Annotated in this window: 25 protein-coding genes and 1 other RNA gene; 14 read left to right on the forward strand and 12 right to left on the reverse strand. The window is 52.4% G+C overall.

All coding sequences use genetic code 11. The features are described from left to right. The first annotated feature begins 56 nt into the window (after window positions 1–56). From miaB to hflX, 4 genes are all read left to right on the forward strand, one after another. Window positions 57–1,286, forward strand: coding sequence for a tRNA (N6-isopentenyl adenosine(37)-C2)-methylthiotransferase MiaB (miaB, locus tag B5F75_RS00515; RefSeq protein WP_143351214.1), 1,230 nt, complete (start codon window positions 57–59; stop codon window positions 1,284–1,286). Window positions 1,287–1,288: 2 nt separating this feature from the next. Continuing rightward, on the forward strand, window positions 1,289–1,753 hold the full coding sequence (locus tag B5F75_RS00520; protein ID WP_087286339.1) for a PilZ domain-containing protein: 465 nt from the start codon (window positions 1,289–1,291) through the stop codon (window positions 1,751–1,753). Window positions 1,754–2,086: 333 nt separating this feature from the next. Next, on the forward strand, window positions 2,087–3,040 hold the full coding sequence (miaA, locus tag B5F75_RS00525) for a tRNA (adenosine(37)-N6)-dimethylallyltransferase MiaA (RefSeq protein ID WP_087286341.1): 954 nt from the start codon (window positions 2,087–2,089) through the stop codon (window positions 3,038–3,040). A 2-nt stretch (window positions 3,041–3,042) separates the two neighbouring features. Beyond that, entirely contained in the window at window positions 3,043–4,287 is a 1,245-nt protein-coding gene (gene hflX, locus B5F75_RS00530) for a GTPase HflX (RefSeq protein WP_087286344.1), read from the forward strand. On the opposite strand, the gene B5F75_RS00535 is transcribed toward hflX, so the two are convergent. Next, entirely contained in the window at window positions 4,273–5,262 is a 990-nt protein-coding gene (locus B5F75_RS00535; protein WP_087286348.1) for a trypsin-like serine protease, read from the reverse strand. The genes hflX and B5F75_RS00535 overlap by 15 nt on opposite strands. 90 nt (window positions 5,263–5,352) lie before the next feature. Here B5F75_RS00535 and plsY point away from each other — a divergent pair, with 90 nt between their 5' ends. Genes plsY through B5F75_RS00550 form a run of 3 tightly spaced genes read left to right on the forward strand, consistent with a single transcriptional unit; the run spans window position 5,353 to window position 7,291 of the window. Then, window positions 5,353–5,985, forward strand: coding sequence for a glycerol-3-phosphate 1-O-acyltransferase PlsY (plsY, locus tag B5F75_RS00540; protein WP_087286351.1), 633 nt, complete (start codon window positions 5,353–5,355; stop codon window positions 5,983–5,985). Further along, window positions 5,972–6,976 carry an NAD(P)H-dependent glycerol-3-phosphate dehydrogenase gene (locus tag B5F75_RS00545; protein ID WP_087286354.1) on the forward strand — a complete coding sequence of 335 codons (1,005 nt, stop codon included), beginning with the start codon at window positions 5,972–5,974 and terminating at the stop codon, window positions 6,974–6,976. The genes plsY and B5F75_RS00545 overlap by 14 nt, the downstream gene beginning before the upstream one ends. Before the next feature lie 51 nt (window positions 6,977–7,027). After that, on the forward strand, window positions 7,028–7,291 hold the full coding sequence (locus B5F75_RS00550) for an HU family DNA-binding protein (protein WP_087286357.1): 264 nt from the start codon (window positions 7,028–7,030) through the stop codon (window positions 7,289–7,291). Between the two features lie 58 nt (window positions 7,292–7,349). On the opposite strand, the gene B5F75_RS00555 is transcribed toward B5F75_RS00550, so the two are convergent. The 7 genes from B5F75_RS00555 to B5F75_RS00585 form a co-directional block, all read right to left on the reverse strand. After that, on the reverse strand, window positions 7,350–8,063 hold the full coding sequence (locus B5F75_RS00555) for a hypothetical protein (RefSeq protein ID WP_087286360.1): 714 nt from the start codon (window positions 8,061–8,063) through the stop codon (window positions 7,350–7,352). Then, window positions 8,060–8,458: a preQ(1) synthase gene (gene queF, locus B5F75_RS00560; RefSeq protein WP_087287550.1), complete on the reverse strand. Its 399-nt coding sequence runs from the start codon at window positions 8,456–8,458 to the stop codon at window positions 8,060–8,062. The genes B5F75_RS00555 and queF overlap by 4 nt, the downstream gene beginning before the upstream one ends. Window positions 8,459–8,463: 5 nt before the next feature. Beyond that, window positions 8,464–10,416, reverse strand: a complete 1,953-nt coding sequence (locus B5F75_RS00565) for a heavy metal translocating P-type ATPase (protein ID WP_087286363.1) — start codon at window positions 10,414–10,416, stop codon at window positions 8,464–8,466. A gap of 2 nt (window positions 10,417–10,418) precedes the next feature. Then, the gene (locus tag B5F75_RS00570) at window positions 10,419–11,405 is read right to left on the reverse strand and encodes a tetratricopeptide repeat protein (protein WP_087286366.1); all 987 of its coding nucleotides are present in this window, start codon (window positions 11,403–11,405) and stop codon (window positions 10,419–10,421) included. Further along, window positions 11,402–11,860: a signal peptidase II gene (gene lspA, locus B5F75_RS00575; protein ID WP_204201185.1), complete on the reverse strand. Its 459-nt coding sequence runs from the start codon at window positions 11,858–11,860 to the stop codon at window positions 11,402–11,404. Before lspA ends, B5F75_RS00570 begins: the two co-directional genes overlap by 4 nt. Before the next feature lie 25 nt (window positions 11,861–11,885). Continuing rightward, a complete protein-coding gene (gene ileS, locus B5F75_RS00580) occupies window positions 11,886–14,705 on the reverse strand; it encodes an isoleucine--tRNA ligase (protein WP_087286369.1) in 2,820 nt (939 codons plus the stop codon). 171 nt (window positions 14,706–14,876) lie between these two features. Continuing rightward, complete coding sequence (locus tag B5F75_RS00585; RefSeq protein ID WP_087286373.1) at window positions 14,877–15,314, reverse strand: metal-dependent transcriptional regulator; 438 nt, start codon at window positions 15,312–15,314, stop codon at window positions 14,877–14,879. A gap of 73 nt (window positions 15,315–15,387) precedes the next feature. On the opposite strand from B5F75_RS00585, the gene gdhA reads away from it, so the two are divergent. Further along, window positions 15,388–16,737, forward strand: coding sequence for an NADP-specific glutamate dehydrogenase (gene gdhA, locus B5F75_RS00590; RefSeq protein WP_087286376.1), 1,350 nt, complete (start codon window positions 15,388–15,390; stop codon window positions 16,735–16,737). Window positions 16,738–16,800: 63 nt separating this feature from the next. Here gdhA and B5F75_RS00595 read toward each other — a convergent pair whose 3' ends face one another. Then, window positions 16,801–18,051: a dicarboxylate/amino acid:cation symporter gene (locus B5F75_RS00595; protein WP_204201187.1), complete on the reverse strand. Its 1,251-nt coding sequence runs from the start codon at window positions 18,049–18,051 to the stop codon at window positions 16,801–16,803. A gap of 80 nt (window positions 18,052–18,131) precedes the next feature. On the opposite strand from B5F75_RS00595, the gene B5F75_RS00600 reads away from it, so the two are divergent. From B5F75_RS00600 to rnpB, 6 genes are all read left to right on the forward strand, one after another. After that, a complete protein-coding gene (locus tag B5F75_RS00600) occupies window positions 18,132–19,484 on the forward strand; it encodes a TolC family protein (RefSeq protein WP_087286379.1) in 1,353 nt (450 codons plus the stop codon). Continuing rightward, the gene (locus tag B5F75_RS00605) at window positions 19,481–20,464 is read left to right on the forward strand and encodes an efflux RND transporter periplasmic adaptor subunit (protein ID WP_087286381.1); all 984 of its coding nucleotides are present in this window, start codon (window positions 19,481–19,483) and stop codon (window positions 20,462–20,464) included. Before B5F75_RS00600 ends, B5F75_RS00605 begins: the two co-directional genes overlap by 4 nt. Beyond that, window positions 20,458–21,120: an ABC transporter ATP-binding protein gene (locus B5F75_RS00610; protein ID WP_204201189.1), complete on the forward strand. Its 663-nt coding sequence runs from the start codon at window positions 20,458–20,460 to the stop codon at window positions 21,118–21,120. Before B5F75_RS00605 ends, B5F75_RS00610 begins: the two co-directional genes overlap by 7 nt. Further along, complete coding sequence (locus tag B5F75_RS00615; RefSeq protein WP_087286387.1) at window positions 21,117–22,370, forward strand: ABC transporter permease; 1,254 nt, start codon at window positions 21,117–21,119, stop codon at window positions 22,368–22,370. The genes B5F75_RS00610 and B5F75_RS00615 overlap by 4 nt, the downstream gene beginning before the upstream one ends. 25 nt (window positions 22,371–22,395) lie before the next feature. Further along, complete coding sequence (locus B5F75_RS00620) at window positions 22,396–22,980, forward strand: ribonuclease HI family protein (protein WP_087286389.1); 585 nt, start codon at window positions 22,396–22,398, stop codon at window positions 22,978–22,980. Window positions 22,981–23,000: 20 nt separating this feature from the next. Beyond that, window positions 23,001–23,345, forward strand: an RNA gene (rnpB, locus tag B5F75_RS00625) — RNase P RNA component class A. 109 nt (window positions 23,346–23,454) lie between these two features. On the opposite strand, the gene B5F75_RS00630 is transcribed toward rnpB, so the two are convergent. Genes B5F75_RS00630 through rsmI form a run of 3 tightly spaced genes read right to left on the reverse strand, consistent with a single transcriptional unit; the run spans window position 23,455 to window position 25,798 of the window. Beyond that, complete coding sequence (locus B5F75_RS00630) at window positions 23,455–24,456, reverse strand: sensor histidine kinase (protein WP_087286392.1); 1,002 nt, start codon at window positions 24,454–24,456, stop codon at window positions 23,455–23,457. Between the two features lie 3 nt (window positions 24,457–24,459). Next, window positions 24,460–25,110, reverse strand: a complete 651-nt coding sequence (locus tag B5F75_RS00635; RefSeq protein ID WP_087286395.1) for an L-threonylcarbamoyladenylate synthase — start codon at window positions 25,108–25,110, stop codon at window positions 24,460–24,462. Next, window positions 25,088–25,798, reverse strand: a complete 711-nt coding sequence (gene rsmI / locus B5F75_RS00640; RefSeq protein ID WP_087286398.1) for a 16S rRNA (cytidine(1402)-2'-O)-methyltransferase — start codon at window positions 25,796–25,798, stop codon at window positions 25,088–25,090. The genes B5F75_RS00635 and rsmI overlap by 23 nt, the downstream gene beginning before the upstream one ends. Between the last annotated feature and the right edge of the window lie 107 nt (window positions 25,799–25,905).

Below are 25,905 nucleotides of genomic sequence, written 5' to 3' on the forward strand. Positions count from 1 at the left end.
CTTACCACGCAAACAAGGCGGTCTTTTTACAAGGCCGCCTTGTGCTTTTAAAACAAATGAATAAAGTATTTATCCAAACGTATGGCTGCCAAATGAACGTGGCCGACTCGGACGAAATGTTTGCGCATTTAGCGGCGCGCGGCGCCGTGCTGACCGATAAACTGGACGAGGCCGACACCGTGCTGATTAACACCTGCACCGTGCGCGACCATGCCGAACACCGCGCCGTGTCTTTCTTGGGGCGGCTGGCAGCGTGGAAAAAAGAAAAACCGGGCCGCGTGATTATTTTTGCCGGCTGCGCCGCCCAGCGCTTGGGAAGCGCACTGCAAAAGAAATATCCGTTTTTGGATATTCTCTCCGGCGCCAAGAACATTGAGCATTTTTCCGATACGCTGGATAAAAGCGGCCTCTTTGGCACGCCGTCGGCGGCCGGGGCGCTTCCGGCTCCGGGGCTGACCGGGTACGTCACCATTATGCGCGGGTGCAATTTTGCCTGCACCTATTGCATTGTGCCCAGCGTGCGCGGGCCAATTAAATGTTTGCCCGTGCAGGATATCTTGCAGGAAGTTGCCCGCAAAACGGCGGCCGGCGCCAAAGAAATTATGCTCTTGGGCCAAACGGTAAACGCCTATGAGGACGGAGCGGTTTCGTTTGCGGATTTGTTAAACCGCGTCAGCGAAGTGCCCGGCGTAGAACGCGTGCGCTTTACGAGCCCGCACCCCATTTATTTTACGCCCGCTTTTTTAAACGCCGTCAAAGCCAATCCCAAAATCGCCCGACACGTGCATTTGCCGGTGCAAAGCGGATCCACCAAAGTGCTTCAGGAAATGAAACGCGGCTACACGCGGGAATTATTTTTGGAAAAAATCCGCGCCCTAAAAGCCTGCGGGTTTAACATTTCTACGGATATTATCGTCGGGTTTCCCACCGAAACGGAAGACGATTTTCACCAAACGCTTACCTTGGTAGACGAGGTGCAGTTTTTTATCGCCTATTGCTATAAATACTCCCCCCGCCAAGGCACGCCGGCCGCCCAAATGAAACTTCTTCCCGAAAATGTACTGGAAGAAAGACTTGATATTTTGTTAAATAAAGTAAGAGGCCTTTCGGACGCGGCCTACCAAAAGCAAGTAGGCTCCGTGCAGGAAGTGCTTATGGAAACGGAAGACAAAGGCCGTTCTTCCGAAAATTTTTGGGTAAAGACAAAACAAAAACACCCGGTAGGGTCGCTGGTTCGCACCACAATTGAGCGGGCCGACGGGACTTTATTATTTGCGAGGGACTAAGTATGACAAAAAATTTCTCCGAAAAACGCAGACATCCGCGCATGCCGGTAATCAGCAATCTGATTGAACCGGTCAACCTGCATTATAAAACCGAAGACGGAAAAGAAACTTCTTTAGTCGCCATCTTGGCGGACTTGTCCGCTTCCGGTATGCGTATGATCAGCTTTTTAGGCGCGCCGCTGGCCGATCGCTTTTCCATCAGCCTGCAGCTGCCCGGCACCGGCAAAATGGAAGTGGAAGCCAAGCTGGCGTGGGTCAAACAACGCGAAAATGTGTACACCATCGGCATTGAGTTTATCAAAATGGCGGACAAGGACGCCAAAGTCATCAGCGAAATGGCCGACGACTTTAACGACTGCGACACCCGCATTTTGCTGAAACTGCCCGAAGTGTGCGTAGCCGGCTGCAAGTGCCACAAAATCTGCAACAAAATTCAAAAAGACGAAAGCCTTTTTGAAGGCAAATAAATCCCAAACTTCGCAAATAAATAAAAAGCCCCGGGCCGACACCCGGGGCTTTTAAATGGGTTTTCTTACAGCCTTTCCAGCAAAAAAGGAGCAGTCGTACTTCTTTAGTTGCATTTTTACGACTGCCAATCTTTCTAGGAAAAGGCCCGTTTGTTTAGAATAAATATTTAGAAACAATTTATCGCCCACATTTGTCTATAAAGACCTCCTCTATCCCCTCTGCTCCGCCCCTTTCCCAGCGCAATTACCATACGTTTCCCCTTGCTCTTGCCGAGCAAACGCAAAAGTAACGCAGGGCAAGACCCTCCGTCCCAAATTTATTAAAATATAGATATGAAACCCATTGTACTCTGCGGCCCGACCGCCTCCGGCAAAACAGAACTGGCGCTGGAACTCGCCCGCCAAACGGGGGGGATGATTGTGTCGGCTGATTCCCGCCAAGTATACACCCGCTTAACCGCCGGCACCGCCAAACCGCAGGGCCAGTGGCACAATGGATATTACCAAGTGGAAGGCGTTCCCTACGGCCTGGTGGATTTTTTGCCCGTTACGGAAACGTTTAACGCGGGCGCTTTTCGCAAACGTGCGGCCGAAATAGCCGCCCAACACCCGGACAGACAACTTATTTTTGCCGGCGGAACGGGAATGTATTTACACGCTTATTTTGTGGGAATGGACGAACTGCCCTCCTCTACGCCTAAAACGCGGGAATATCTGTCGGCCCTTTTAAAAGAGAAAGGCAAGCAGGGCCTGCATGCGGAACTGGAAAAGAAAGACCCCGCTTCCGCCGCCCAAATTCCGGCGGGAAACGTTCAGCGCACGATGCGCGCCTTGGAACTTTTCTTGCTGACGGGACGGCCGGCCAGCGAACTCAAAAGCGGCCACTTTTTTAAATTGCCCGATCCAAAAACTTCGTTTTGGGTATATTTGGATTGGGATAAAGAAATTTTAAACGAGCGGATTGCCCGCCGCACCGAATCTATTTTTGACCCGATGTGCCAAGAAACCCGCCAACTGCTCCAAGAAGGCTTTGCCGCGGATATACCCGCCTTAAAAAGCTTGGGCTATCCGCAGGCGGTGCAATATCTGTCCGGCAAGCTTTCCCGGCAGGAAGCGACTAAACAGATTGCTCTTCTCACCCGCCAATACGCCAAACGCCAGCGCACCTGGTTTAATCGCTACACCAACGCCCTTCGCCTGCCGCTCCACACGCCGGCCGATTTTCAGCCCCGGTCGTTGGCCCGGCAAATTTTAGTGCAGCTCGCCGCTTCGCAGCAGGCAGGATAGATATGGAACGCGTCATTTTAGTAAGCGTTTGTCTAAAAAGCGAAACGTTTAACGAAGAATCGCTGGAAGAGCTGCGCCGCCTGGCCCACACGGCGGGCGCGGAAGTGGCGGAGACTTTTCGCGTGCGGGTGCAGGCATTCGGTGCCGCGGCGCTGATCGGCCGCGGAAAAGCCGAAGAAATCGCCCAAGCCGTACGGCTTAACGAAGCGCAGACGGTCATTTTTGACGATGAAATCTCCCCCGCCCAACAAAACAATTTAGAAGAAATCATCCCCGCCAAGGTAATAGACCGCACCCGCCTGATTTTAGACATTTTCGCCCAGCGCGCCCGCACCCAGGAAGGCAAACTGCAGGTGGAACTGGCCCAATTAAAATACCTCCTGCCGCGCTTGGGCGGCAAAGGAACGGCCCTGATGCAGCAAAAAGGCGGAATCGGCCTGCGCGGGCCGGGCGAAACCAAATTGGAATATGACAAACGCCGCCTGCGCTTGCGCATCAGCAAATTGGAAAAAGAAATAGAGCAAGTGAAACAAGAACGCTCCCTGCGCCGCCAGCGGCGCGGGCAAATTCCGTTGCCGCAAATTGCCATTGTAGGCTACACCAATGCCGGCAAAAGTACGCTCTTAAACGCACTGACCAACCAAACCGCCGTCTACGCAGACGACAAACTTTTTGCCACGTTAGATCCAACCACCCGCCGCGTCCGTATGCCGGCCGGCGGAGAAATGCTGTTTACGGACACGGTGGGATTTATTCAAAAACTGCCGCACAGCCTGGTCAGCTCCTTTCGCGCCACGCTGGAAGAAACTACTTTTGCAGACGTTATCTTGCACGTGCAGGACGCCTCCTCCCCCCACCGCGCCGAACAAGCGGCCACCGTGCGCAAAATTCTGACGGATTTGGGCGCCCAGAAAACCCCGCTTATTGAAGTGTTTAACAAAGCCGATTTACTCTCCCCCGCCCGCCAGGCGCTCCTACAGGCACAAGTTCCGCAGGCGCTTTTTGTCAGCGCCGCCCGCGGCACCCACCTGCGGCAATTGCTTGAGCAAGTGGAAGAAGCCGCCGCCTACCGCTGGAAACTGCACCGCCTGGTGCTGCCGCCGCAATCGTTTGCCCTGCTTGGGAAAATATACGAAAAAGCTTTGGTGACCGGACGCAAAGAAAAACCGTCCGGCGCCGTGGAACTTACCTTAATGGCGACGGACGGCAATTTTGCCAGCCTGCAAAAATTATTAAAAACGAAGTGAAGCCGCCTGTTCGGCCTTTACGATAGCGTCAAACTTCTTGTTGGAAGGGGTGGCAAAGTCGGGAATTACCCCCACCGTCCGCAAATTGGGAACTTTGTTGCGGATAAAATTGAGGGTAGAGCCGTTAAACCCGGTAAAGAAGAAGAAGTCCCGGGCGTTGCGCAAGGTAAGCAAGGTCTTGCCCTCGGCATCGTGGAAAGAGGCGCTTCCGTCCTGCGCATAGAGCAAGGAAGAAACAAGCCCCACCAAATCGCCGGAGCGCGTAAACACGCCGCCGCCCGAGTTGCCCTGCCGCACGCCAAACCCCGGCGAGATAAAATGCTGCAGTTCCTGTACGAAATACACTTCCGGCGAATTGCCCGGCAAATACGAAATCACGCCGGCCGTGGTTTTGGGCACCACAATCTGCGGTTTTAATTTGGAGGTGCCGATGCCCGATACATTAAGCAGCCGGGCTCCCGCCGCATTCAGCTGGGCCTGCGCTTCCGTATCAAAACGAAGTTTCTTTTCAAATTCGCCGCGCGTCAAGGCGCGGCCGTCTTCCAAATTAATGTAGGAATATTCGGCTTTTTGCGGATCAAAGCGGATTAAGGCCGCGTCCATACCGCTGATGCGGTTCTGCCCGGGGAAAAACCCCGGATAAATATACACGCTGGGCGAGACGGTGCTGTGCTTGACCCGTACCCGGGCCAGCAAATCCGGAGACTCTGCCAACGTAATTTCCACCGTACAAGGGCGCGTGGCGCAGGCGGAATAGACGCAATGGGCCGACGTTAAAAACCAATTGGGGTGCAGCCGCACCGCTTGGCAGTTGTAAACGGAAACCTGGGTGTTAAAAGTTTGGTCGGTCGGCCAGGTGGCGATTTCTTTTTGAATTAAAAAAGCGTTTTCATTGATCGGCGCAGGGGCCTGCTCCAACGCCTGCAGCATCGGAGTAAAACAGAGCGAAAAAAGAAATATACAAAGTAGTCTCATATGTAAAGTCTACATAAAAAACGGTTAAATTTCCATGTTAAACGCCAGATACCAGCTTTTCATAACGTTTAAATTTAATATAATGGTTATATGATTACGACTGTTACCATTCTCGTTTTGTTTAGTTATTTACTCGGGTCCGTCCCGACCGGTTATCTGATTGCCAAACGCTCCATGGGCATTGACATCCGCGAATACGGCTCCGGCAACCCCGGGGCGGCCAACGTGTACCGCACGGTCGGCAAATGGGCGGGCATTGCCACGTTTCTCATTGACGGATTGAAAGGCTTTATTCCGGTGTGTCTGGCGCGCCACTATTGCCCGGAGAACTACTGGGTGGCCATTGCCTGCGGCGTAATTGCCATTTTAGGCCATATGTGGACGATTTACCTTAAATTCCGCGGCGGAAAAGGCGTGGCCACTTCGGCCGGCGTATTTGCCGCCTTGCTGCCGATTCCCACCGCCATCGCTTTTGCCTCGTTTGTGGTGTGTGTGGCGTTGTGGGGGCGCATTTCCATCGGTTCTATTTGCGCCTGTGTCGTGCTGCCGATTGCCAGTTTCTTTATCGGCAATCATCCGCTTTCCGTGAATTTGATGGTAACGGCCGTCAGCTTGCTGGTGATCTACAAGCATATTCCCAACATCAAACGCCTGCTCGCGCAAAAAGAACTTAAATTTGAAGACGGCGCCAAAAAGAGAAAAGAACAACATGAAAATAAATAAAATCACTGTTTTAGGGGCCGGCATTTGGGGCAGCGTAATCGCCCAGCATTTGGCTAAAAAGGGCTATAATGTGGCTCTGTGGGAATACAACGAGCACCTGCTCAATGTGCTTAAAACCATGGGCCGCCACCCCAACATCCCCAATTTTAAACTTCACGACAATATCCGCCTAACCGGTGACGTGGCGGAGGCCGTGCAGGACACCGATTTAATTATTTTTGTCATTTCTTCCAAAGCCATCCGCTCCTTCTGCCGCAAGCAGCTAAAGCCGCTTTTAAACGGGCGGGCGGTGCCGGTGGTCAGCGCCTCCAAAGGCATTGAGGACAAAACATTTAAAACCATTTGCGAACTGATTGAAGAAGAACTTCCGCAGTTAAAAGACAAAGCACTTGCCTTCTCCGGCCCCAGCTTTGCGTTGGAAGTAGCACAGGATGTGCCGACCAAAATTATGCTGGCCGGGAAAGACCCCGCCTTGGTGGATGAAATCCGTGATGTGATGAGCGGAGACCCGATCATCGTCGTTCCCGCGTCCGACCGCCGCGGCGTGGAATACGGCGGCGGCATTAAAAATGTGCTGGCTATCGGCTGCGGGGTAATAGACGGCATTGGCGACGGAGCCAACTCCAAGGCGGCGCTGATTACGCAGGCCATGCAGGAAATGAACGATATTATCGTCAGCCAAGGGGGCCAGCCGGGCACCGTTTACAGCTTGGCCGGATTTGGCGATGCGATTTTAACCGGTATGTCCGCCATCTCCCGCAACCGCCGCTTGGGCGAAAAGCTGGGCTCGGGCCTCTCGTTGGAAGAAGCCAAGAAAGAAGTGGGCACCATCGCCGAAGGCGTAAACTCCGTGCAAAGCGTATACGACATCGCACGCAAAAACAATTTAAAAACCCCGATTTTGGACGCTATTTGGCAAATTGTCTGCCAAGGCAAAAAGCCCTGGGTGCTGCTGCACGCCATGGGATTTACCAACCGGGGCAACAAATAATTTAAAATGCGTCTTTCGGGCCCGGCCCGGGGACGGTAAGGAAAGAAGAAAATGAATAAGGACGACGTAATCCGCCATTTAACCCGGCATGTGTTGGACAAGAAACAGGCCAAAATGTCGGTGGATAAAGTTTTTGAAATTATTAAACACGGTTTAAAAAGAGACGGCAAAGTAGTCATCAGCAATTTTGGCTCGTTCCATTTAAAAACCGCCCGCCCCGTTACGCGCCGCAACCCCAAAACAGGCGCCAAGGTGCAAGTGCCCGCCAAGCAAAAAGTGCGCTTTAAACCTTCGGAAAATTTGTTGAAAAAATAATCTGCTTTTCCAATAAAAAACCCCGCCACAAGGCGGGGTTTTTTAAATTCAAACGAATTTAGAGTACCTGTTTCAATTCAATCGGCAGATCCGTCTTGTCAATCCGCACGGCGCTGTGCGTATTGGTTTTTTGATCCAACCCAAAGATATTCACCCGGTAAATGACCAGCATCTTGCCGTCATTTTCCTGCACGTCCTGAATTTCAAACACTTTATCCGGCAGGTTGCTGGTGGATTCCAGCACCACCACATAATCTTTGGCAAAGTTGGCTTCCGGATATTTGCCGCGGGCGGTGCGCTTGAATTTTTTATATTCTTCCAAGTTTTTAATCACCTTCGCCTGGACGGGGGCTTCAATCATCGAAATTTTGCTGTCGTCTTCATTTTTCGGGGAGACGGGGGCCACGCTGGATTGAATCCGCGTCCGTTCTACATCGCCCAGCATCACCGCGCTGTCGTCCTGCGAGGGGGCGTCTATAGAATCACCCGTTCGGGAGACCACCCGCTCTATGCCCTGCACTTTAATTTTAGACAGCTGGGACGGTATTTGGGAATCATCCACATACTTGGGCTCCAAAACCGCCACTACGCCTTCGGGTTCATCGGCATCCTGCATATCCACCACCAGCAGGGAATCGCTCCCCGCCGGGGTTTCGGTATTTTGCGCAAGCACCGGCGCCACAGAGGAGCCCCCCATCCGCGCCAAAAACCACCCCGCCAAAAATACCAGCACAAAAGCGCCGGCCAATATCCAATTTTTTTTATCCATCATTTTTTCTCGTATTTCGCCGTAATGACCGAGCGCAGCCCGCCGCGCGGCGTAAACACACCGGTTACCACCGCTCTTTTGGGCTTGCACGCTTTTACCACGTCATCCAAAATTTTATTGGCGATGTTTTCCATAAATATACCCATATCGCGGTATTCCAGCAAATAGTACTTCAGCGATTTCAGTTCCAGGCACAGTTCATCGGGTACATATTCAATGGTAATCACGCCAAAATCCGGCAGCCCCGTTTTGGGGCAGACGGACGTAAATTCCGGCAATTCTATCTTAATGTCATAATCCCGTTTATATTGGTTGGGCCAGCATTGAATGTCCGGCAGTACCGCATCCGCATTTTTACGGGCATGATCCGAAGTATAACCAAAGTCAATATCGTGCATATGATTCATTTTATTTTTAACATCCTCACTGAATTTAACAAAACGATTAACACCACCGCCAGGCTCCCGCCCACTAAAAGCGGCCAGCCGGAAGGCTGCGGCATACGCCCCACCAGCCACGCCGCCACAAGGCCATTAAGCAGTACGGCCAGCAGTACGTTCATTGCGACCACCCGGCGCAGTTTCTTATTTATTGTAAATAAATAGGAAATGGGAAACAAGTCCCGCCGTTTTACAATAACATCCACCCAGTTGTTGTACACGTTGCGCCCGGAGGAAAACACAATTCCCGCGTCGGCCTTGAGCAAGGCGATAATGTCGTTGAACCCGTCCCCCACCATGACCACTTTCTTTCCCAACGCGCGCAGGTTGGACACGATTTCCGCCTTGGTCTTGGGCAGCACGTTAAAATTCATTTTTTCAATTCCCGCTTCTTGGGCAATGACGCCCACGGAAACTTCATTGTCGCCGGAAATTAAAATTACGTCTTTTCCCAGCGATTTAAGCAATGCCACCGTTTCCTTGGCTCCGGGCCGCAGTTCATCCGACAGGGTCAAAAAGCCCAAAAATTTCCCGTTCCGGGCCACGCATACCACCGCTTCCGCCGCCGTGGCGATTTTGGCGGAAGTTTTAATGCCCTGTTCCTCCAGCCATTGGGTGCGTCCGGCCAAAATTTTGTCTTCCCCGCACGTGGCCTGCACGCCTAGCCCGGGCAACACGTCAAAGCACAGCACCCGCTGGATTTTTACTTTGTGCTTTTTTGCATACAAATTGATGGCATCTGCAAACGGGCCGTCCACCAATTGCTCGGCCGAAGCAATCGTTTCCAAGAGCTGCCGCTCCGATATTTTTTTGGCCGGATATACGCCAGACACCCGCAGTTCGCCATATGTCAGCGTGCCGGTTTTATCAAAAAATACCGTATCGGCCTGCGCCAGTTCTTCCAAGGCGTATACATTTTGAATTTTAATTTTGCTGGCCCGTGCGCCGGAACGCGTAAAAAACGACGGGAACACCGCCGCAAATACGAGCGCGGCCGGGCAGCCCGCCGCTAAAATAAAGAGGAAAATCCCCAAGCAGTGAAACCATTGCCCGGCGCCGTGCGTGTAGAGCAAAAACCCATATACGCCCCCCGCCGCCAGCAACAGCAGCAGCAACACCCACCCGGAAAAAGCATCCAGCGCGCTTTTAAATTTACTGCGCAGCAATTCCCCTTTTTTAATGGCGTCAATCACGCTCATCAACGCCGAGGCAGCCAACACTTCCGTTACTTCCACATATATTTCCGCCGATTTGTTCAGCGTGCCCGCATACACCCGGCTCCCTTCCGTTTTGGAGGTCGGCAGCATATTGCCGGTAATCAGCTGTTCGTCAATGGACGTTTTCCCCTGGCGGACGATTCCGTCCGCCGCCAAGCGTTCGCCCGGTTTTACAAAAATCAAATCGCCTTTTTTCAGTTCGTTGGCAAATACTTTTCTAAATTGTCTGCCCACGCACAAACGGCCGGATTTGGGCAAAAAATCATCTATTTTTTTAATAAATACGCGGGCGCGTTCTTTTTCGCGGGTCAAGCGGCGTTCCGCCCACAGGCCCAGCGTAACCAAAAGCCCAGAATACAAAAACAAATCGACAGACGGGCCAAACAGTTTAACGGTAAGAAACGTGTTTAAAGAAGCATACACAAACCCGGCCCCGGCACACAGGCTAATCAGCACCGCAAAACTAAAACGCCCCGCCCAAATGTCTTTGGCGGCCGAACGCACCAGCACATCGGCGCAGAACAGAAAATTCATCAGCCCCAAAATAAAAATTCCCACTCCGGAATGATGAAACGTAAGCGAAAAAAGCACCAGCACCAAAAAGCAGGAGGAGAGAAAAAAACGGTATGTAAACGCCCGGGACGGCACAGAAAGTGCGGCCGGCTCCGGGCGGGAAATAACAGTAGATTGTTCTGACATAATTAATTCGGGAAGAAACGCTCCGCCAATACGCGTTGGCGCCCTTCTTCCGTGCGCATCAATTTTATTTTGCGGTCATACTTGGCGGCATTGGCCGGATCCAGCTTTTTGGCCACCATATAGTTTGCCGTCGCCGCTACCGGATCTTCCACCGAAAGCATATCCCCCATTAAATCATACGTGGGCACATACTGGCTGGCAAGCTCCTTGGATTTGACCAACAGCCCCAAGGCGTAATCCGTCTCGCCGCGGCGGAACATCAAATCCCCCATGTAATAATAGGCCAACGCATAGGTAGGCTTAATGGAAACCGCCTCTTCCAAATCCGCATACGCCTGGGCCGGATAGCCCGCTTTGATAAAAGCGCGGGCGCGTTCCAAATACGGGCGGGCATCGTCGGGCGTGAGCGAAATTAAATACGTATAATCATCCAGTGCCAGTTCGTATTGGCCCGAAGCAAAATACGCCAAGCCGCGGTTTAAATAAAGAAGCGGCTCATCCTGCCGGATACGAAACGCCCGGTTAAAATCCGCCAAAGAATCCGTTACACGGCCCATGCGAAAGTAAGCAATGGCACGGTTCATTAACGCGGTAAAGTATTTGGGATTTAAGCTAATGGCATCGGACAAATAGTAAACCGCCGGCACATAGCGGCCCATATCAATATACAAAGCGCCCAAGTTGTTGTATATTTCCGGGATATTGGGGTTGGCTTCTATGGCTTTTAAATAATCCTGCTCGGCATAAGCGCGGTTTTTGGCGCGTTCTTTTTCATTTTCAAACGGAAGGCGTTCCCACAAAATCCCCCGGTTGGCCAGGGCAGAAGCGTTTTTGGGATCTTGTTTGAGAAGGCGCGAATACAACTGCATCGCCTGCGTGTAGTTGCCTTTAGAAGTGGCCAACTGGGCCTGCTTAAAAAGGCGTTCATTTCCATCGCTGCACGCGGCCAACAGCAAAACGGCTGCGGCGCACCCTAATATCTTTTTCATCGTTCCTCCCGTTTTTTGCGGCGTTGCATGAACAGCGAAATCACAAACATACAACCGCCCACTGTGATAAAGGAGTCAGCCACATTAAACACGGGCCAAACCCGGAAATCCAAAAAGTCAATAACAAATCCTAACAGTATTCTATCATAAAGATTGCCCAATGCACCCGCCAAAATAAATACGGCGCCCCATTTTACCAAGCTTCCGCAGGAACATAATTCCCGCCAGCTGATAATAATATAGGCGATAATGGCCAGCATGACGAAAATGAGCAGAAAATTGCCGTTTTGCATCATGCCAAAAGCCGCCCCCGTATTTTCCACATAGGTCAAATGGAAAAACGGAAGCAGCTCCACCGGTTGATCGGGCAAATAGAAAAAAGCGGCTACCTTGGTGATATGATCCAGCAGGAAAATTCCCGCCACCACGCTTAAAAGCATGCTGTTTTCTTTCATCCAAGAAAACGCTCTTTTCAAGAGATTACGCACGGACTTGTTCCTCTTCCTCTACTTTAATTCCCTCTTTTTCCAGCACGTCCGCGCACCGGGCGCACAAATCCGCATGGCCGGGCACCGAACCTACTTCGCGCTTCCACTGCCAGCAGCGGGCGCATTTTTGGCCGGCGGCGTGTTCCGCCGTTACTTCCAGCTCTTCTTTTCCGTCCGCAATTTCCACTTCGGACACGATGGCAATTTCCGGCCACAAGGCTTTCGTTTCTTCCAAGAACGCCTTCATTTCCGGATTGGAAGTTTTAAAAGTTACCTTGGCTTCCAGCGAAGAGCCGATCACACCTTTCTGGCGGGTTTCTTCCAATACTTTCTGCACGGTTTCGCGCACGCGGCGGATTTTGTTCCATTTTTCTTCCAGTTTCACGTCCGGAATCATGGAAGCGTTGGCCGGCATGTTGGAAAGGAAAATGCTCTGCGGCAAATCGCGCCCCAGCGCGGTTTTGCGCAGTTCCTGCCAGGCTTCTTCGGCGGTAAACGAAAGCACCGGTGCCATGAGCTGCAACAGCGTAACGGCAATTTCGGCCAGCACCGTCTGCGCGCTGCGCCGCGCCGCAGACGAAGCCCCCAGCGTGTACAGGCGGTCTTTGGAAGCGTCCAGCATAAACGAAGACAGATCCAAAATACAAAAATCCGTAATCGCGCGGATGGCGCGGCGGAAGTTAAACTCGCTGTAGCCGGCATGGACTTCCTGGATTAACTCGTTCAGGCGTCCCAGCATATATTGATCCATCTCCGCCAATTCTTTGGCGGGCACGCGGTGCAGGGCCGGATCGTAATCGGACAGGTTGCCCAACGCATAGCGCACCGTGTTGCGGATTTTGCGGTACGTATCCACCGGGCCGCCTAAAATTTCGTCGGAAATGCGCACGTCGCCCTGATAGTCGGAGAAGGCCACCCACAGGCGCAGAATGTCGGCGCCGTATTTGTTGATGACGTCTTCGGGGTCTACGCTGTTGCCCAGCGATTTGTGCATCGGGCGGCCTTGCTGATCCAGCACCATGCCGTGCGTTAAAATCGTTTTGAAAGGCGCCGTTCCTTCCAACGTGAAGGAAGGAATATACGAACTTTGGAACCAGCCGCGGTGCTGGTCGGAACCTTCGGAATAGACGTCCGCCGGGAAGGACATGCCGCGGTCTTTCACCACGGCCGCCCACGATACGCCCGAATCCAGCCATACGTCCAAAATGTCGGTTTCTTTGCGGAATTCCCCGCACCCGCATTCGCAGTGATATCCTTGCGGCATCAGTTTTTCCACCGGGTCAATAAACCAAAAATCAGAGCCTTCTTTCATCGCGCGTTCTTTAATAAACGCAAACAGCTCGTGGTTTACCTGCGGCTTGCCGCATTTTTTGCAGTACAGCACCGTTACCGGGGTGCCCCAAAAGCGCTGGCGCGAAAGACACCAATCCGGCCGCAGCGCAATCATGGAGCGCATCCGCTCTTCGCCGCCGGCGGGATAGAATTTAACGTTGGACAGATTATCCATTAATTTCTGGCGCAGGCCGTCTTTGTCAATGCTCATAAACCACTGTTCGGTGGCGCGGAAAATAATGGGGTTATGGCAGCGCCAGCAGTGCGGATAGCTGTGGGTGATTTCCTGCTCTTTAATAAGCGCTCCCAGTTCGTCGAGCTTTTTCACCATCAGCGGGTTGGCGTCAAACACGTGCATGCCTTCAAACACGCCCGCTTCTTTGGTGTAGCAGCCTTTTTCGTCCACGGGGCAGAAGGTTTCCAAGCCCCATTGTTTGCCGGCGCGGAAGTCGTCCTCGCCGTGGCCGGGCGCGATGTGCACGATACCCACCCCGGCGTCCATCGTTACAAAGTCCGTCCAGATGACGGGGTTTTCTTTATGCGTCAGCGGATGATAGTATTTTAATCCCACCAAGTCCGCTCCGGCCACTTTGCCGGCTTGCGTGCAATCCAACCCGGTATTTTTCAAAAATTCTTCGGCCAGTTTTTCGGCCACAATGTAGTATTCGCCCGTTTTTTCGTCTTTCAAAACGGCGTAATCTTCGGTATTGGATACGGCGGCCGCCATGTTGGAAGGGATCGTCCACGGGGTGGTCGTCCAGACCGCCAGGCTGACGGGTTTGGTGTAATCCAAATCGCCAAAGATTTCTTTTTTGGGGTCTACCAATTTAAAACGCAGGTAAATGGAAGAAGATTTAACGTCTTTGTATTCCGTTTCGGCGTCGGCCAAAGCCGTTTCGCAGTGGGAACACCACGTAATGGTTTTTTGCCCTTTATACACGTAGCCTTTTTCAATCAAATCCAAAAATACGCCGATCGTAATGCCTTCGTAGCGCGGTGACATGGTAAGATACGGGTTGTCCCAATCGCCCTGCACGCCCAGGCGTTTAAAGCCTTGGCGTTGCAAATCAATAAATTTGGCGGCAAAGGCGCGGGCTTTTTTGCGGAAGGCCGGCACATCGGTGATGTGCTTTTTGTCCTGTTTCAATTCTTTTAAAAGCGCCTGTTCAATGGGCAGGCCATGGCAGTCCCACCCCGGGACGTAGGGCGTATAATACCCCGTCATTGCGCGGCTTTTAATAATAATATCCTTAATGGTTTTATCCAGAGCGTGCCCAATGTGAATTTTCCCGTTGGCATAGGGCGGGCCGTCGTGCAAGACAAAATGTTTGCCGGCTTCGTTCTTTTTAAGCATTGCTTCGTAAAGATGGATGGACTGCCAGAACTCCAAGATTTTGGGTTCTTTCTGCGCAAGACCTGCGCGCATCGGAAAATCCGTTTTGGGCAGCAAAACGGTATGGGAATACTTATTTTTTGCCATGATAGTCGTTCACTCCGTATATATAATTAAGGATATTTACATTATAGAAAATTTAAGGGCTCTTTCGCGCGGCCGCGCGGGATGGAAGATTTTAGAGAAAAGCAAAATGGCCGTTTTCCGCCAACCCGTTCCAACCGGATAAATGGTTTTGCAAACCCCGCCCGCGCGGGCTTATTTTTCGCCGGTTTGCTTGCGCAGGTAGTCGTGCAGTTTTTCCAAGGTTTCGCGGCTGACGGCGTGCTCCATTTTGCAGGCGTCCATATCGGCGATTTTGGGGCTCACGCCGATAACTTGGGTAAGAAAGCGGCTTAAAATGGCGTGGCGTTTTTTCACGTCTTCGGCGGCGCGGCGGCCTTTTACGGTCAGTTCAATGCCGCTGTAGGGCTGGTGGCGCACATATCCCCCCTGTGCCAGCGCTTTCATGGCTCCGGTTACGCTGGGTGTCTTGACGCCCAACATATCGCGGATATCGCTCACCCGGGCCACGCCTTCACTGTTGGCACACAGCGAAACGGCTTCCAAATAGTCTTCCATATTGGGGGATAATTTCATCTCGTGCTCCTCTGCCCCGCGGGGCAGCTTGTGTGTGTATATCTTACCATATTTCATACCGAAAATCCCCCTTGCTTTCCCCCCGAAGATATGTTTATAATGGGGGTAGCAAGACCCAAAAGGAGACGCTATGGACACCAATACTTACACCGAGCAGTTCCTGGCGGCGCTAACCAAAAGAGACCCCGCCCAAAAAGTTTTTCACCAGGCCGTATTTGAAGTGGTCAGCACGTTAAAACCCGTGCTGGAGCAAAAACCGCTCTATATTAAAGAACGCATTCTGGAGCGGATTGTGGAACCGGAACGCACCATTATCTTCCGCGTGCCGTGGCAGGACGACAAAGGGGAAATTCACGTCAACCGCGGGTTCCGCGTGCAATACAACAGCGCCTTAGGGCCCTACAAAGGCGGTATGCGCTTTCACGAAACGGTTACGCAGGACGTCCTTAAATTTTTAGGTTTTGAACAAGTATTTAAAAACAGTTTAACCACCCTTCCCTTGGGCGGCGGCAAAGGCGGCAGCGATTTTGACACGCGCGGCAAGTCCGACAGTGAAGTCATGCGTTTTTGCCATTCGTTTATCAACGAACTGTACCACCACATCGGCTACCACACCGATATCCCCGCCGGAGACTTGGGCTGCGGAGCGCGCGAAATCGGGTACATGTTCGGGCAGTACAAAAAGCTGACCAACGATTTTACCGGCGCATTCACCGGCAAAAAGCCCAACTGGGGCGGCAGTTTATTGCGGCCGGAAGCCACCGGCTACGGCGTGGCGTATTTTGCGCAGAATATGCTGGCCACCAAAGGCGACAGCCTGCAGCACAAAACGTGCATCGTGTCCGGCACGGGCAACGTGGGCATTTACGCCATTGAAAAGCTGACCCAGCTGGGAGGGAAAGTCGTCGGGTTTATGGATTACGACGGCAGCATTTACGACGAAAACGGCGTGGACGCCGAAAAGTTGGCTTTCCTGAAGGATTTGGTCTTTGTCCGCCGCGGCAGTTTAAAAGAGTACGACAAAAAATTCAAAGGCGCGCATTTCCGCCCCGGCAAAAAAACGTGGGACATTCCGTGCGACGTGGCCTGCCCCACCGCCTGCGAAAACGAACTGCACACCGAAGACGCCAAACTGCTTTTGAAAAACGGCTGCAAATGCGTGTGCGAAGGCTCCAATATGCCCTGCACGCCGGGCGCGATTGAAGCGTTCCAAGAGGCGGGCATTTTGTATTCGCCCGGCAAAGCCTCCAACGCCGGGGGCGTGGCCGTATCGGGCCTGGAGATGACGCAAAACAGCATGCGCGTATATTGGACGCGCGAAGAGGTAGACCAATACCTCCAGCGCATTATGAACAACATCCACCACAGCTGCCTCTCCGCCGCCGAAGAATACGGCATGAAAGGCAATTATATGGCGGGGGCCAACATCGCCGGTTTTATAAAAGTGGCCGACGCGATGATAGACCAAGGGCTCGTGTAAACGTTCCTTTAAACAAAAAAACGGAGATGATTTTCCCTCTCCGTTTTTTGTTTGCTAAATTCTTTATCCAATGCGTATGCCCTGCGGGTTGCCCGGCGCGGACGGCATTTTGGGGGCCGCCTGCGGCGCCCGGCGGGAATAAATTTTATCCACAATCACCGAAATGGCGCCGTCCCCCGTTACGTTGCAGGCCGTGCCGAAGGAATCCATAGCAATATAGAGCGCGATCATCAGCCCCAGCTCCGCCTCGGAGAAGCCCAGCATGCTCTGCAAAATGCCCAGCGCCGCCATAATGGCGCCCCCCGGCACCCCCGGCGCGGCCACCATGGTTATCCCCAGCATGCAAATAAATCCGGCAAACCGGGCAAACGGCATGGGCGTCCCGCTCATAAACAAAATAGCCAGTGCGCAGGCCACAATTTTCATCGTGCTTCCGGACAAGTGAATCGTTGCGCACAGCGGCACCACAAAGCCGGCCACTTCCTCGCGCACGCCCAATTTGACGGTTTGCTTAAGCGTAACGGGAATCGTCGCCGCGGAGGACTGCGTGCCCAAGGCCGTCATATACGCCACCGACATCGTTTTTAACATCGAAAACGGGTTTTTCCCCGCCACCACGCCGGCCGCCGCAAACTGCAAGAAAAGCATCACCGCCGTAATGACAAAAATCAACACGATGATTTTGGCGAATACGCCCAGCACCGCCACCACCTGGCCGGAAACCGTCATATTTAAAAAAATGCCAAAAATGTAGTACGGAAGCAGCGGAATAATCACCCGCGCGATGACGCGGTCAATAATATCGCGAAAATCCCACATAATGCCTTTTAAACGACTGCCTTGTATGACCGCCATCCCCAGCCCCAGCGTAAACGCCAGCACCAGGGCGCTCATCACATCCATCACGGGCGGCATGGCCACCGTAAAATACGGCTTTAACTCCGCCGCCGCCGCAAACTGCGCCGTTTGGGAAGACGTTTCCAACAAATACGGAAACACCGCCTCCGACACGCCGTAACTAAAAAAGCCCGACGCCAGCGTAAACCCATACGCCAACACCGTGGTAATCAGCAACAGCCGGCCCGCGCTGCGCCCCAACTCCGCAATGCCGGGCGCCACCAGGCCCACAATCAATAACGGAATTATAAACCCTAAAAAATTTCCGAAAAACCCGTTAAACGTAAGGGCCGCCCGCACCAGCCAGTCCGGGAAAAACAGGCCGCACCCGATCCCAAGCGCAATCGCACAGATTACCCCCGGCAGCAGCCCCCATTTTAATTTCAAATGCAGTTTTCTTTTTCTCAGTTTCATCATATACCTTTTCGGGTCAACTGTTCTATTATACGAAACCTAACGAGGATTTGTTATAATAAATATCATTTTGGGGGAAATCTATGCATAAACTGTTAGGGTGCATTTTCTGCCTTTTCTGCGCCAGCGCGGCGGCGGGCCTGTCCTTTTCCGCCCAAACGGCTTTGGCGGGCAGCGTTTCCCCCCAGCAACAGGATTTTACGCTGCAGCAATACATTGCCCTGTATCTGAACTATTCCCCGCAGCTGCAAACGGAAACCAATAAATTAAAAATTGAGCATAATACCTATAAAAACGCCTTTACTACGGCCTTTCTTCCTTCTTTCTCGCTGGGGGTCAGCGCGTCGGAAACCTACGGGCGGAATTACCATTTTTCTTCGTGGGAAGATTTTCAGCACGGCGATTCCTACGGGCAGGCCCAAGGATCTTGGAATTTGTTTAACAGCGGCAAAGACGTGCTGAACTATAAAATGGCGTCTTTGGATTGGCAAATTGCCCAAATTAATTATGATTCCACCGTTCAGCAGTACGTACTGGAAGCGGTGCAAACGTATTACAACCTGCTGCTGAGCCAGAAATTGCTGCAGGTATATGAAGACGACTTGGCCGTTGCAAAAAAACAATACGAGCAGGACAGTATTTTGTATGAAAACGGCTTAAAAACCCGCTCCGATTTACTTTCCAGCGACACCAACTGGCGCAGCAGCCAGCTTTCGCTTTTTTCGGCGCAGAACGACTATGCAAACGCTCTTAAAAATTTCAACATTGCCATCAACCGCCCCATCGAAGCGCCGGCCCGGCTGGATGAAAACATCCCCCAAGATTTGCCCGCGCTCCCGCCCCTTGACCAAGACCTTACCACCGCCATCGCGCACCGCTACGACGCCCGAACCCGCCGCTTGAGCCTCAAGCAAAGCGATATTACCCAAACCTTGGGCAACCTCAATACGCTCCCTTCCGTTTTTGTGGATTTGTTCGCCAACACCGGCCGCGGATTTTCCACTCACGAAAAGTGGGATTATAATTACGGCATTTCGGCCGGGATTTCGTTTGACATCGGCTTTCTGTATTTCAACAAATACCGCGAACGCAAAAACGTCCGCCTGACCAACCAAAACGCCCACTTGGAATACGAACAATTTTTGCGTTCGCTGCGCGACGACGTGGTGGAAACGCGCAATACGCTTTCCCTTAAAATGCGCTCGCTGGAAATTTCCAAACTGCGCCTGCAGGCCGCCACCGAAAAATTTGACGCCACCCAGCTGAAATACAAAAACGGGCTGATGGGCGCAACCGACCTGACGGTCGCCCGCCAAGAATTAATTTCCGCACAGGTGGATTACGCCACCTTGCTTTCCGAGCTGACGCTTTCGCGCCTGCGCTACCAATACGCCTTGGGAGAACAGCTGTATGATTACAAACCGGAGGGGTTATGATTAAAAAAATGTTAAAACGCATCTGGAAGCCGATTTTGTTTTTACTGCTGGCGGCAGCCGTAGTGGCTGGCGGGTGGATGTGGGGCGTAAAGCCTTTGATTGCAAAACTCAAAGGGGATGTGATTATGCCGGAAGACATCGTATCCGTTAAAAAAGGGTCGGTGGAAATCTTTCTTAAAAGCCAAGGAACGGTCATGGCCAAGCAAGATATCAAAGTAACTTCCAAACCCAGCGGCATTCTGCAAGCCGTATACGTAAAAGAAGGCGATACCGTAAAAAAAGGAACCAAATTAGCCCTTATTAAACCGGGGCGCAATGAATTTGAAGATTATAAACCGGTGCCGATCTATGCGCCGGCGGACGGAACGGTGGTCAAATGCCACGCCGATTCCAAAGAATACGAAAAAGACTTATCGGAGCGGAATTTATCGCTCCCCCGGCTGGGAACCTTTCTGGAAGGTTCTTACGACAATACCGAAAATGCCACTTGCTTGCTGCGTTTGGTCAATACCGACACGCTGGTCATTCCGCTGTATGTAAGCGAAACGCAAGTGCTGCAGCTTAAAAAAGGAATGCCGGTGCAAATAGAAGTCATCTCCTTGGGCGATAAGGCCGAACCGTTAACCGGAAAAATCACGTACATTTCCACCCAAATCGAAAAAAGCGGCGACCGCTGGAGCGACAGCAAAGGATTTTTGGTGTTGGTGGAGCTCCCCCGCGACGGAAAAAACATTTTGCTGGGCGTAAACACCAATATCACGATTGTGCTGCAAAAGAGCGAAAACGTCTTAACGATTCCGGCCAACGCCCTGTTTGAAAAAGACGGAAAGAACTATGTGTTCAAATACCGGGGCAAAAACAAAGCGGACAAGACCGAAGTTTCCACCGGGTTGGTAAACGACACGACCGTAGAAATTACCGACGGCCTGAAAGAAGACGACCAGGTGCTGATTGCGCTGCCCTACGGAGAATCATGGTAATTCATTGTGAACATCTCGTAAAAATTTACCAAACCGCCCAATCGTTTCGGGCGTTGGATGACGTGTCGCTGGATATAGAAAAAGGGGATTTTATCTCCATCATGGGCCCCAGCGGCTGCGGGAAAAGCACTCTTCTTAATATCTTGGGCCTTTTGGATGAACCCACTTCCGGCGAATACCTGTTAAACGGCGTCAAAACCGCCCGAATGCCCGACCGCACCCGCTCCCACTTCAGATGCACGAACATCGGTTTTATCTTTCAGTCGTTTAATTTAATGCCCCGGCTCTCCGTTTTGCAAAACATCGCCCTGCCCATGCGCTACAACAGCCTTATTCCCCGCAAGGAAATTTTGCCGCGGGCGCGTGAACTGCTGCGCCGGGTAGGCTTGGAACAAAAAGCGGGAAATACGCCCCTGCAGCTTTCCGGCGGGCAATGCCAGCGCGTAGCCTGCGCGCGAGCCTTGGCCAACCGGCCGGAAATTATCTTGGCGGACGAGCCCACCGGCAATTTGGATTCCAAATCCGGAGCGGAAATTTTGAATTTACTGCAAGAGCTGAACCAAAACGGGCTGACTATTATTATGGTTACGCACGACGAAAAAATTGCCGCCGGCGCCCGGCGCATTATCCGTATGAAGGACGGTAAAATCGTATGAAACTGCCCGATTTAATTTCCACCGGCTGGGCCGAAATTACAAGCCATAAAATGCGCAGTTTTTTAAGCGTGTTTGCCATTGCAATCGGCATTGCCACCTTTTTCTATACCTTAAGCGTCCTCAGCCAGCGCTACCGCGATATTAACCGCACCGCCGAAATATCCGGCAAAGGCCGCCTGGATACCAGCATCGAGGCTCCCCTTTCCATGGATCAATACCAGCAGCTGCTCAGTTCCTTGCCGGAAGGTTCTTCCTTGGCGTTCCGGACGAATGAATATATCACCAGAGCCATTTACAAAGGGCAGACGTTAACCGGTTTTTTTGTGGAAGGCATTCTTCCTTCGTTTCAAGACAGCGCTTTTGCCTATCAGGTGGAAGGACGTTTCTTTAACTGGAAAGACATTATCAACAAACACCGCGTGGCCCTTATCGTGGTCTATCCGCGCGACAAAAAAGAGCGGCGCGTTTTCTCCGCCCCCACCTGGGCGCCCGACAAAGACCGAATAGACCTGAAAGAATTCGTCAAACGCATCAATTTGCTTAACCAATCTATTACCATAGAAGATCAAAGCTTTACCGTCGTGGGTATTCTGCGCGCGCCCACCGTGGACAAGGATTTTCGTTTCCGGGGCGACCAGGAAACGATGCAGCAGATTTTTATTCCCTATTCCACTTGGTACGATATCCTTCCTTCGTGGAGAGATTATTACGAAACCAAAATCCGCATTGTCGCCGGCAGCGAAACGAACGCCAATCAAGCCTCTACGGCTTTAAGCAGTTTTTTGCATCACCAGTTTGGCACCAATTTCCAATTTAGCATTAATTTCTTCCGCGACAAATTGAATTTGGACAGACAAGCCGCCTGGAAAAACCTGCGCTCGATGATTTTTATCGGTTTAATTGCAATGATTGCGGGCGGCATCGGCATTATGAACATTACGATGGTGGTGATTTTTTCCCGCACGCGCGAAATCGGAATCCGCCGCGCCTTGGGCGCCACCCGCTTTGACATTCTTATTCAATTTCTGGTGGAAGCGCTGCTGTTGGGCTTGTGCGGCGCCATGGGCGGCATGCTGCTTGGATATCTGGCCGTCGTACACATGGCGGACAACGCCGACCAAATGACCTTTTCCTGGTGGGTGGTCGCCATCTCCATTTTCATTGCGCTGGCCACCAGCTTTTTGTTTGCGCTGTACCCGGCGTACCAAGCTTCCAAACTCAAACCGGTGGACGCGCTTAAATACGAATAAGCCCTTATTTTGATACAATACCCCTATGCAAGTAAAAATAAACATTGACGGCGGTTCCCGCGGAAACCCCGGCCCCGGCGCCGCGGCGTATGTGATTTGCTCCCCGGACGGCACCATATTGGCGCAGGAAGGGCATTTTATGCCGCATTGCACCAATAACCAGGCCGAATACACCGCCCTAAAGCTGGCTTTAATTAAAGCCAAAGAACTGGGCGCAACGGAGCTTTTTATTCAATCGGACTCGCTGCTCCTCGTTAAACAATTCTTAGGCGAATACAAAATCAAACATCCGGACTTGGCGGCCCGCATGGCCGTCATCCGCCGCCTGGCCGCCCCGCTTACCATTCATATGCAACACGTCTTGCGCCACCTCAATAAAGCGCCGGACGCCCTGGCCAACAAGGCGATGGACGCCAAGCAGTCCGTCGGGTTTAACCCCATTGTCCACTTGCCGCCAGAGGAGGAAACGCTCCCCCCCGCCGCGCCGGAAAATATCGTAAACGGCGTAGAAGTAAAACCGGTACAACGGCCCAAACCCGCTCCCGCCAAATCCGCTTCCAAGCGCGCCCTCAAAAAGCCGCACCAGCCGGACTTGTTTGGCGAGCTGTAACCGCTTTTTGCTACAATAAGAAAAGCAGCCCAGATAACCGCTCCCGGCCAATTCCGGCTTGGGGGAGGAACTTCCGGACTCCACAGGGCAGTGCGCCGTTCGAAAGGACGGGACGGCGGGGCCAGATTACCCCGCTGGACGGAAAGTGCAACAGAAAAAATACCGCCCGCAAGGGTAAGGGTGAAAGGGTGCGGCAAGAGCGCACCGCGCGTTTAGCAATAAACGCGGCAAGGCAAACCCCGCACGGAGCAAGGCCAAACCGGTTCACACGCGGCCCGCGTTTGCAACCAAGTAGGCCGCTTAGAGTAATGGTTATCCCGGCCCGCAAGGGCCGACAGAATCCGGGGTATCGGCTGCTTCTTTTTAACTCCGCTTGTATGCGGAGTTTTTTATTCATTCGGAACGGCCGAACGCGCCGCTTTACATAAAAAACGCCCGCTATTAAGCGGGCGTTTTGCTTATTAAATCCAACCCTTATTCGGGCATAACGGTTTTCTTTTCCACATTCGGGATAGGCGCTTTGTCGGCGTCCGCCGCCGCGGCGGCAGGCGTCTGCGGAATGGAAAACCAAAATACGGAGCCCTGCCCCAGCCCGGCGCTCTCTACGCCGATTTCCCCTCCGTGCGCGTTGACGATTTCCTGCGCGATGGAAAGGCCCAATCCCCAGCCTTGTTTCTTTAAGGTGCGGTCATTTTCGGACTGGTGAAACTTTTGAAACACCTTATCTTTTTCCGTATGCAACAGGCCCGGGCCGTTGTCCGCCACTTTAAACGTAAGCATGCCGTTTAACACATAAAACCGGGCTTCCACACTCCCCCCCTGAGGAGAAAATTTGATCGCGTTTCCGATTAAATTATTCAGCACCTGCGAAATGCGGAAACGATCCGCCACCACGGTTACTTCGGCGGGATATTCGCACTTTTGCAGAAAAATCCCTTTTTTCTGGGCGTTGACGGCCTGCAAGGTGATGACATCGTTTAAAAGGGCGTTAAAGTTAAACGGCTGGGCGTCCATTTTGAAGCGGCCGGATTCAATCATGGAAATATCCATTAAATCCGCCATTAACATGTTCATATTGTCCGTGGCTTTTAAAATGTTGTTCAGCGCGGTCTGGTCGTTATTTCCGCCGCCTTGCGGATTATCCATCATCAGCACGGACGTAAACCCCTGAATGGAAGAAAGCGGCTGGCGCAAATCGTGCGCCACGATAGACATAAATTTGGCGCGGATTTCGTTTAACCGGTTCAGCTCTTGGTTGGAAAGACGCAGTTTTTCCACCATGCTTTCCAGCACATTTACCTTGCCCGAAAGCTGCATCTGCAGGGTGGCAATTTGCTGTTGGTAATTATGCTCCGCCTTCATAATGGTGCGGTGCATTTTTTTAAGCACGAATTTTTTGGTAATCCAATACGTCAATAGCGACAAAGACGCCGCCACCAACAAGGAATAAGAAACCAGAATTTGCCATAGCGTCATCGGTTATGCCTCCTTTTTCCCCTGCAGGGCAAGTCCCATTGTTTGCTCCAGCGCCGCGCGGGCAATTCCTCCCTCCCGCAGCAAAACGGGGGTTTCCCCCGTCAAATCCACCACGCTGGAAGCCGTGGGGCTAAGCGTACCGCCCAAAAAGATATAATCCACTTTTCCTTTAAATGTTTCCAAAATGCCTTTTTCATCCGTCAAGACGGGCTGGCCGTGCAAGTTGGCGCTGGTGCACGCCATAGGCGCCTGCATCAGGGACAGTAATTTTACCAAAAAAGTATTCCCCGGCACCCGAATGCCCAGCCCCGCAAACCCGCGCGCCAGCGGCTTGCCTTTATCGGAGGGCGGCACAATGGCCGTCAGCGCGCCGGGCCAATAGGCCTGCGCCAATTTTTCGGCCGCGGGCGAGAAACGGGCAACTTGATGGGCTTGGCGTAAAGAACCCGTTAAAATTTGCAGCGGCGAAGTGGCCGGCCGCTCTTTAATGCGGTAAATTTCCGCTATCGCCGTTTCACAAAACGCGCCGGTGCCAATGCCGTACACGGTATCGGTAGGCAGTACCGCCACGGCACCTTTTTCAAGGGCTTGGGCCGCCAGCAACATATATTCCGGCGTCATTTCTTCCGTTTTAAAAATAAGCGTCTTGCGCATGTTCTTCCTCCCGCTCGGCCGCGGCCGGGCGGTCAATAATCATTACAAATTCTCCCTGCACTTTCTGTTTTTTGCCCAAAGTTTCCGCCAGCTGCTGCGCCGTACCGCGCAGCCATTCTTCATACACCTTGGAAAGTTCCCGCGCCAAAATAACCGGCGTTTCGTTGCCCAGCGTATCGGCAATCAGCTGCAGCATTTTCACCACGCGGTAGGGCGATTCGTACAGCACCACCGGGTGTTGCAGCGCATAAGCGGCCGCAATCAGCTTGGCGGCCTTGCCGGGCTTGCGCGGCAAAAACCCCAAAAACGTAAACGCTCCCCCGGTAATGCCCGCCCCCGCCAAAGCGCACGCCACCGCGCTGGGCCCCGGCAGGGAAGACACTTTTATCCCTTCCGCCACCGCCGCTTTGACCAGTTTCCACCCCGGGTCGGAAATACACGGGGTGCCGCAGTCCGACACCAAGGCGCAGGTTTTGCCGCTTTTTAGCGCCTCCAAACACCGCGCCACCGAACGATCGTCATTTTCGTTATAGCGGTAAGTCGGTTTGGAAAGGCCGAAATGAGACAGCAAAATCTGGGTGCGGCGCGTATCTTCGCACAACACGGCATCGGCGGTTTTAAGAACCTCCAAAGCGCGCAGGGTAATATCCTGCAAATTGCCGATAGGCGTGGGGACGATATAGAGCATATAGTAAGAGTATATAAAATAGCAGGGCGCGCCAACAGGAAATCTTGCGGAAAAACAAAAAAATAAAACGTAACGAAAGGGAGGTTATTTAGTACAATATTTAATTG

The organism is Elusimicrobium sp. An273, assembly GCF_002159705.1.
GTDB classification, from domain to species: domain Bacteria; phylum Elusimicrobiota; class Elusimicrobia; order Elusimicrobiales; family Elusimicrobiaceae; genus Avelusimicrobium; species Avelusimicrobium gallicola.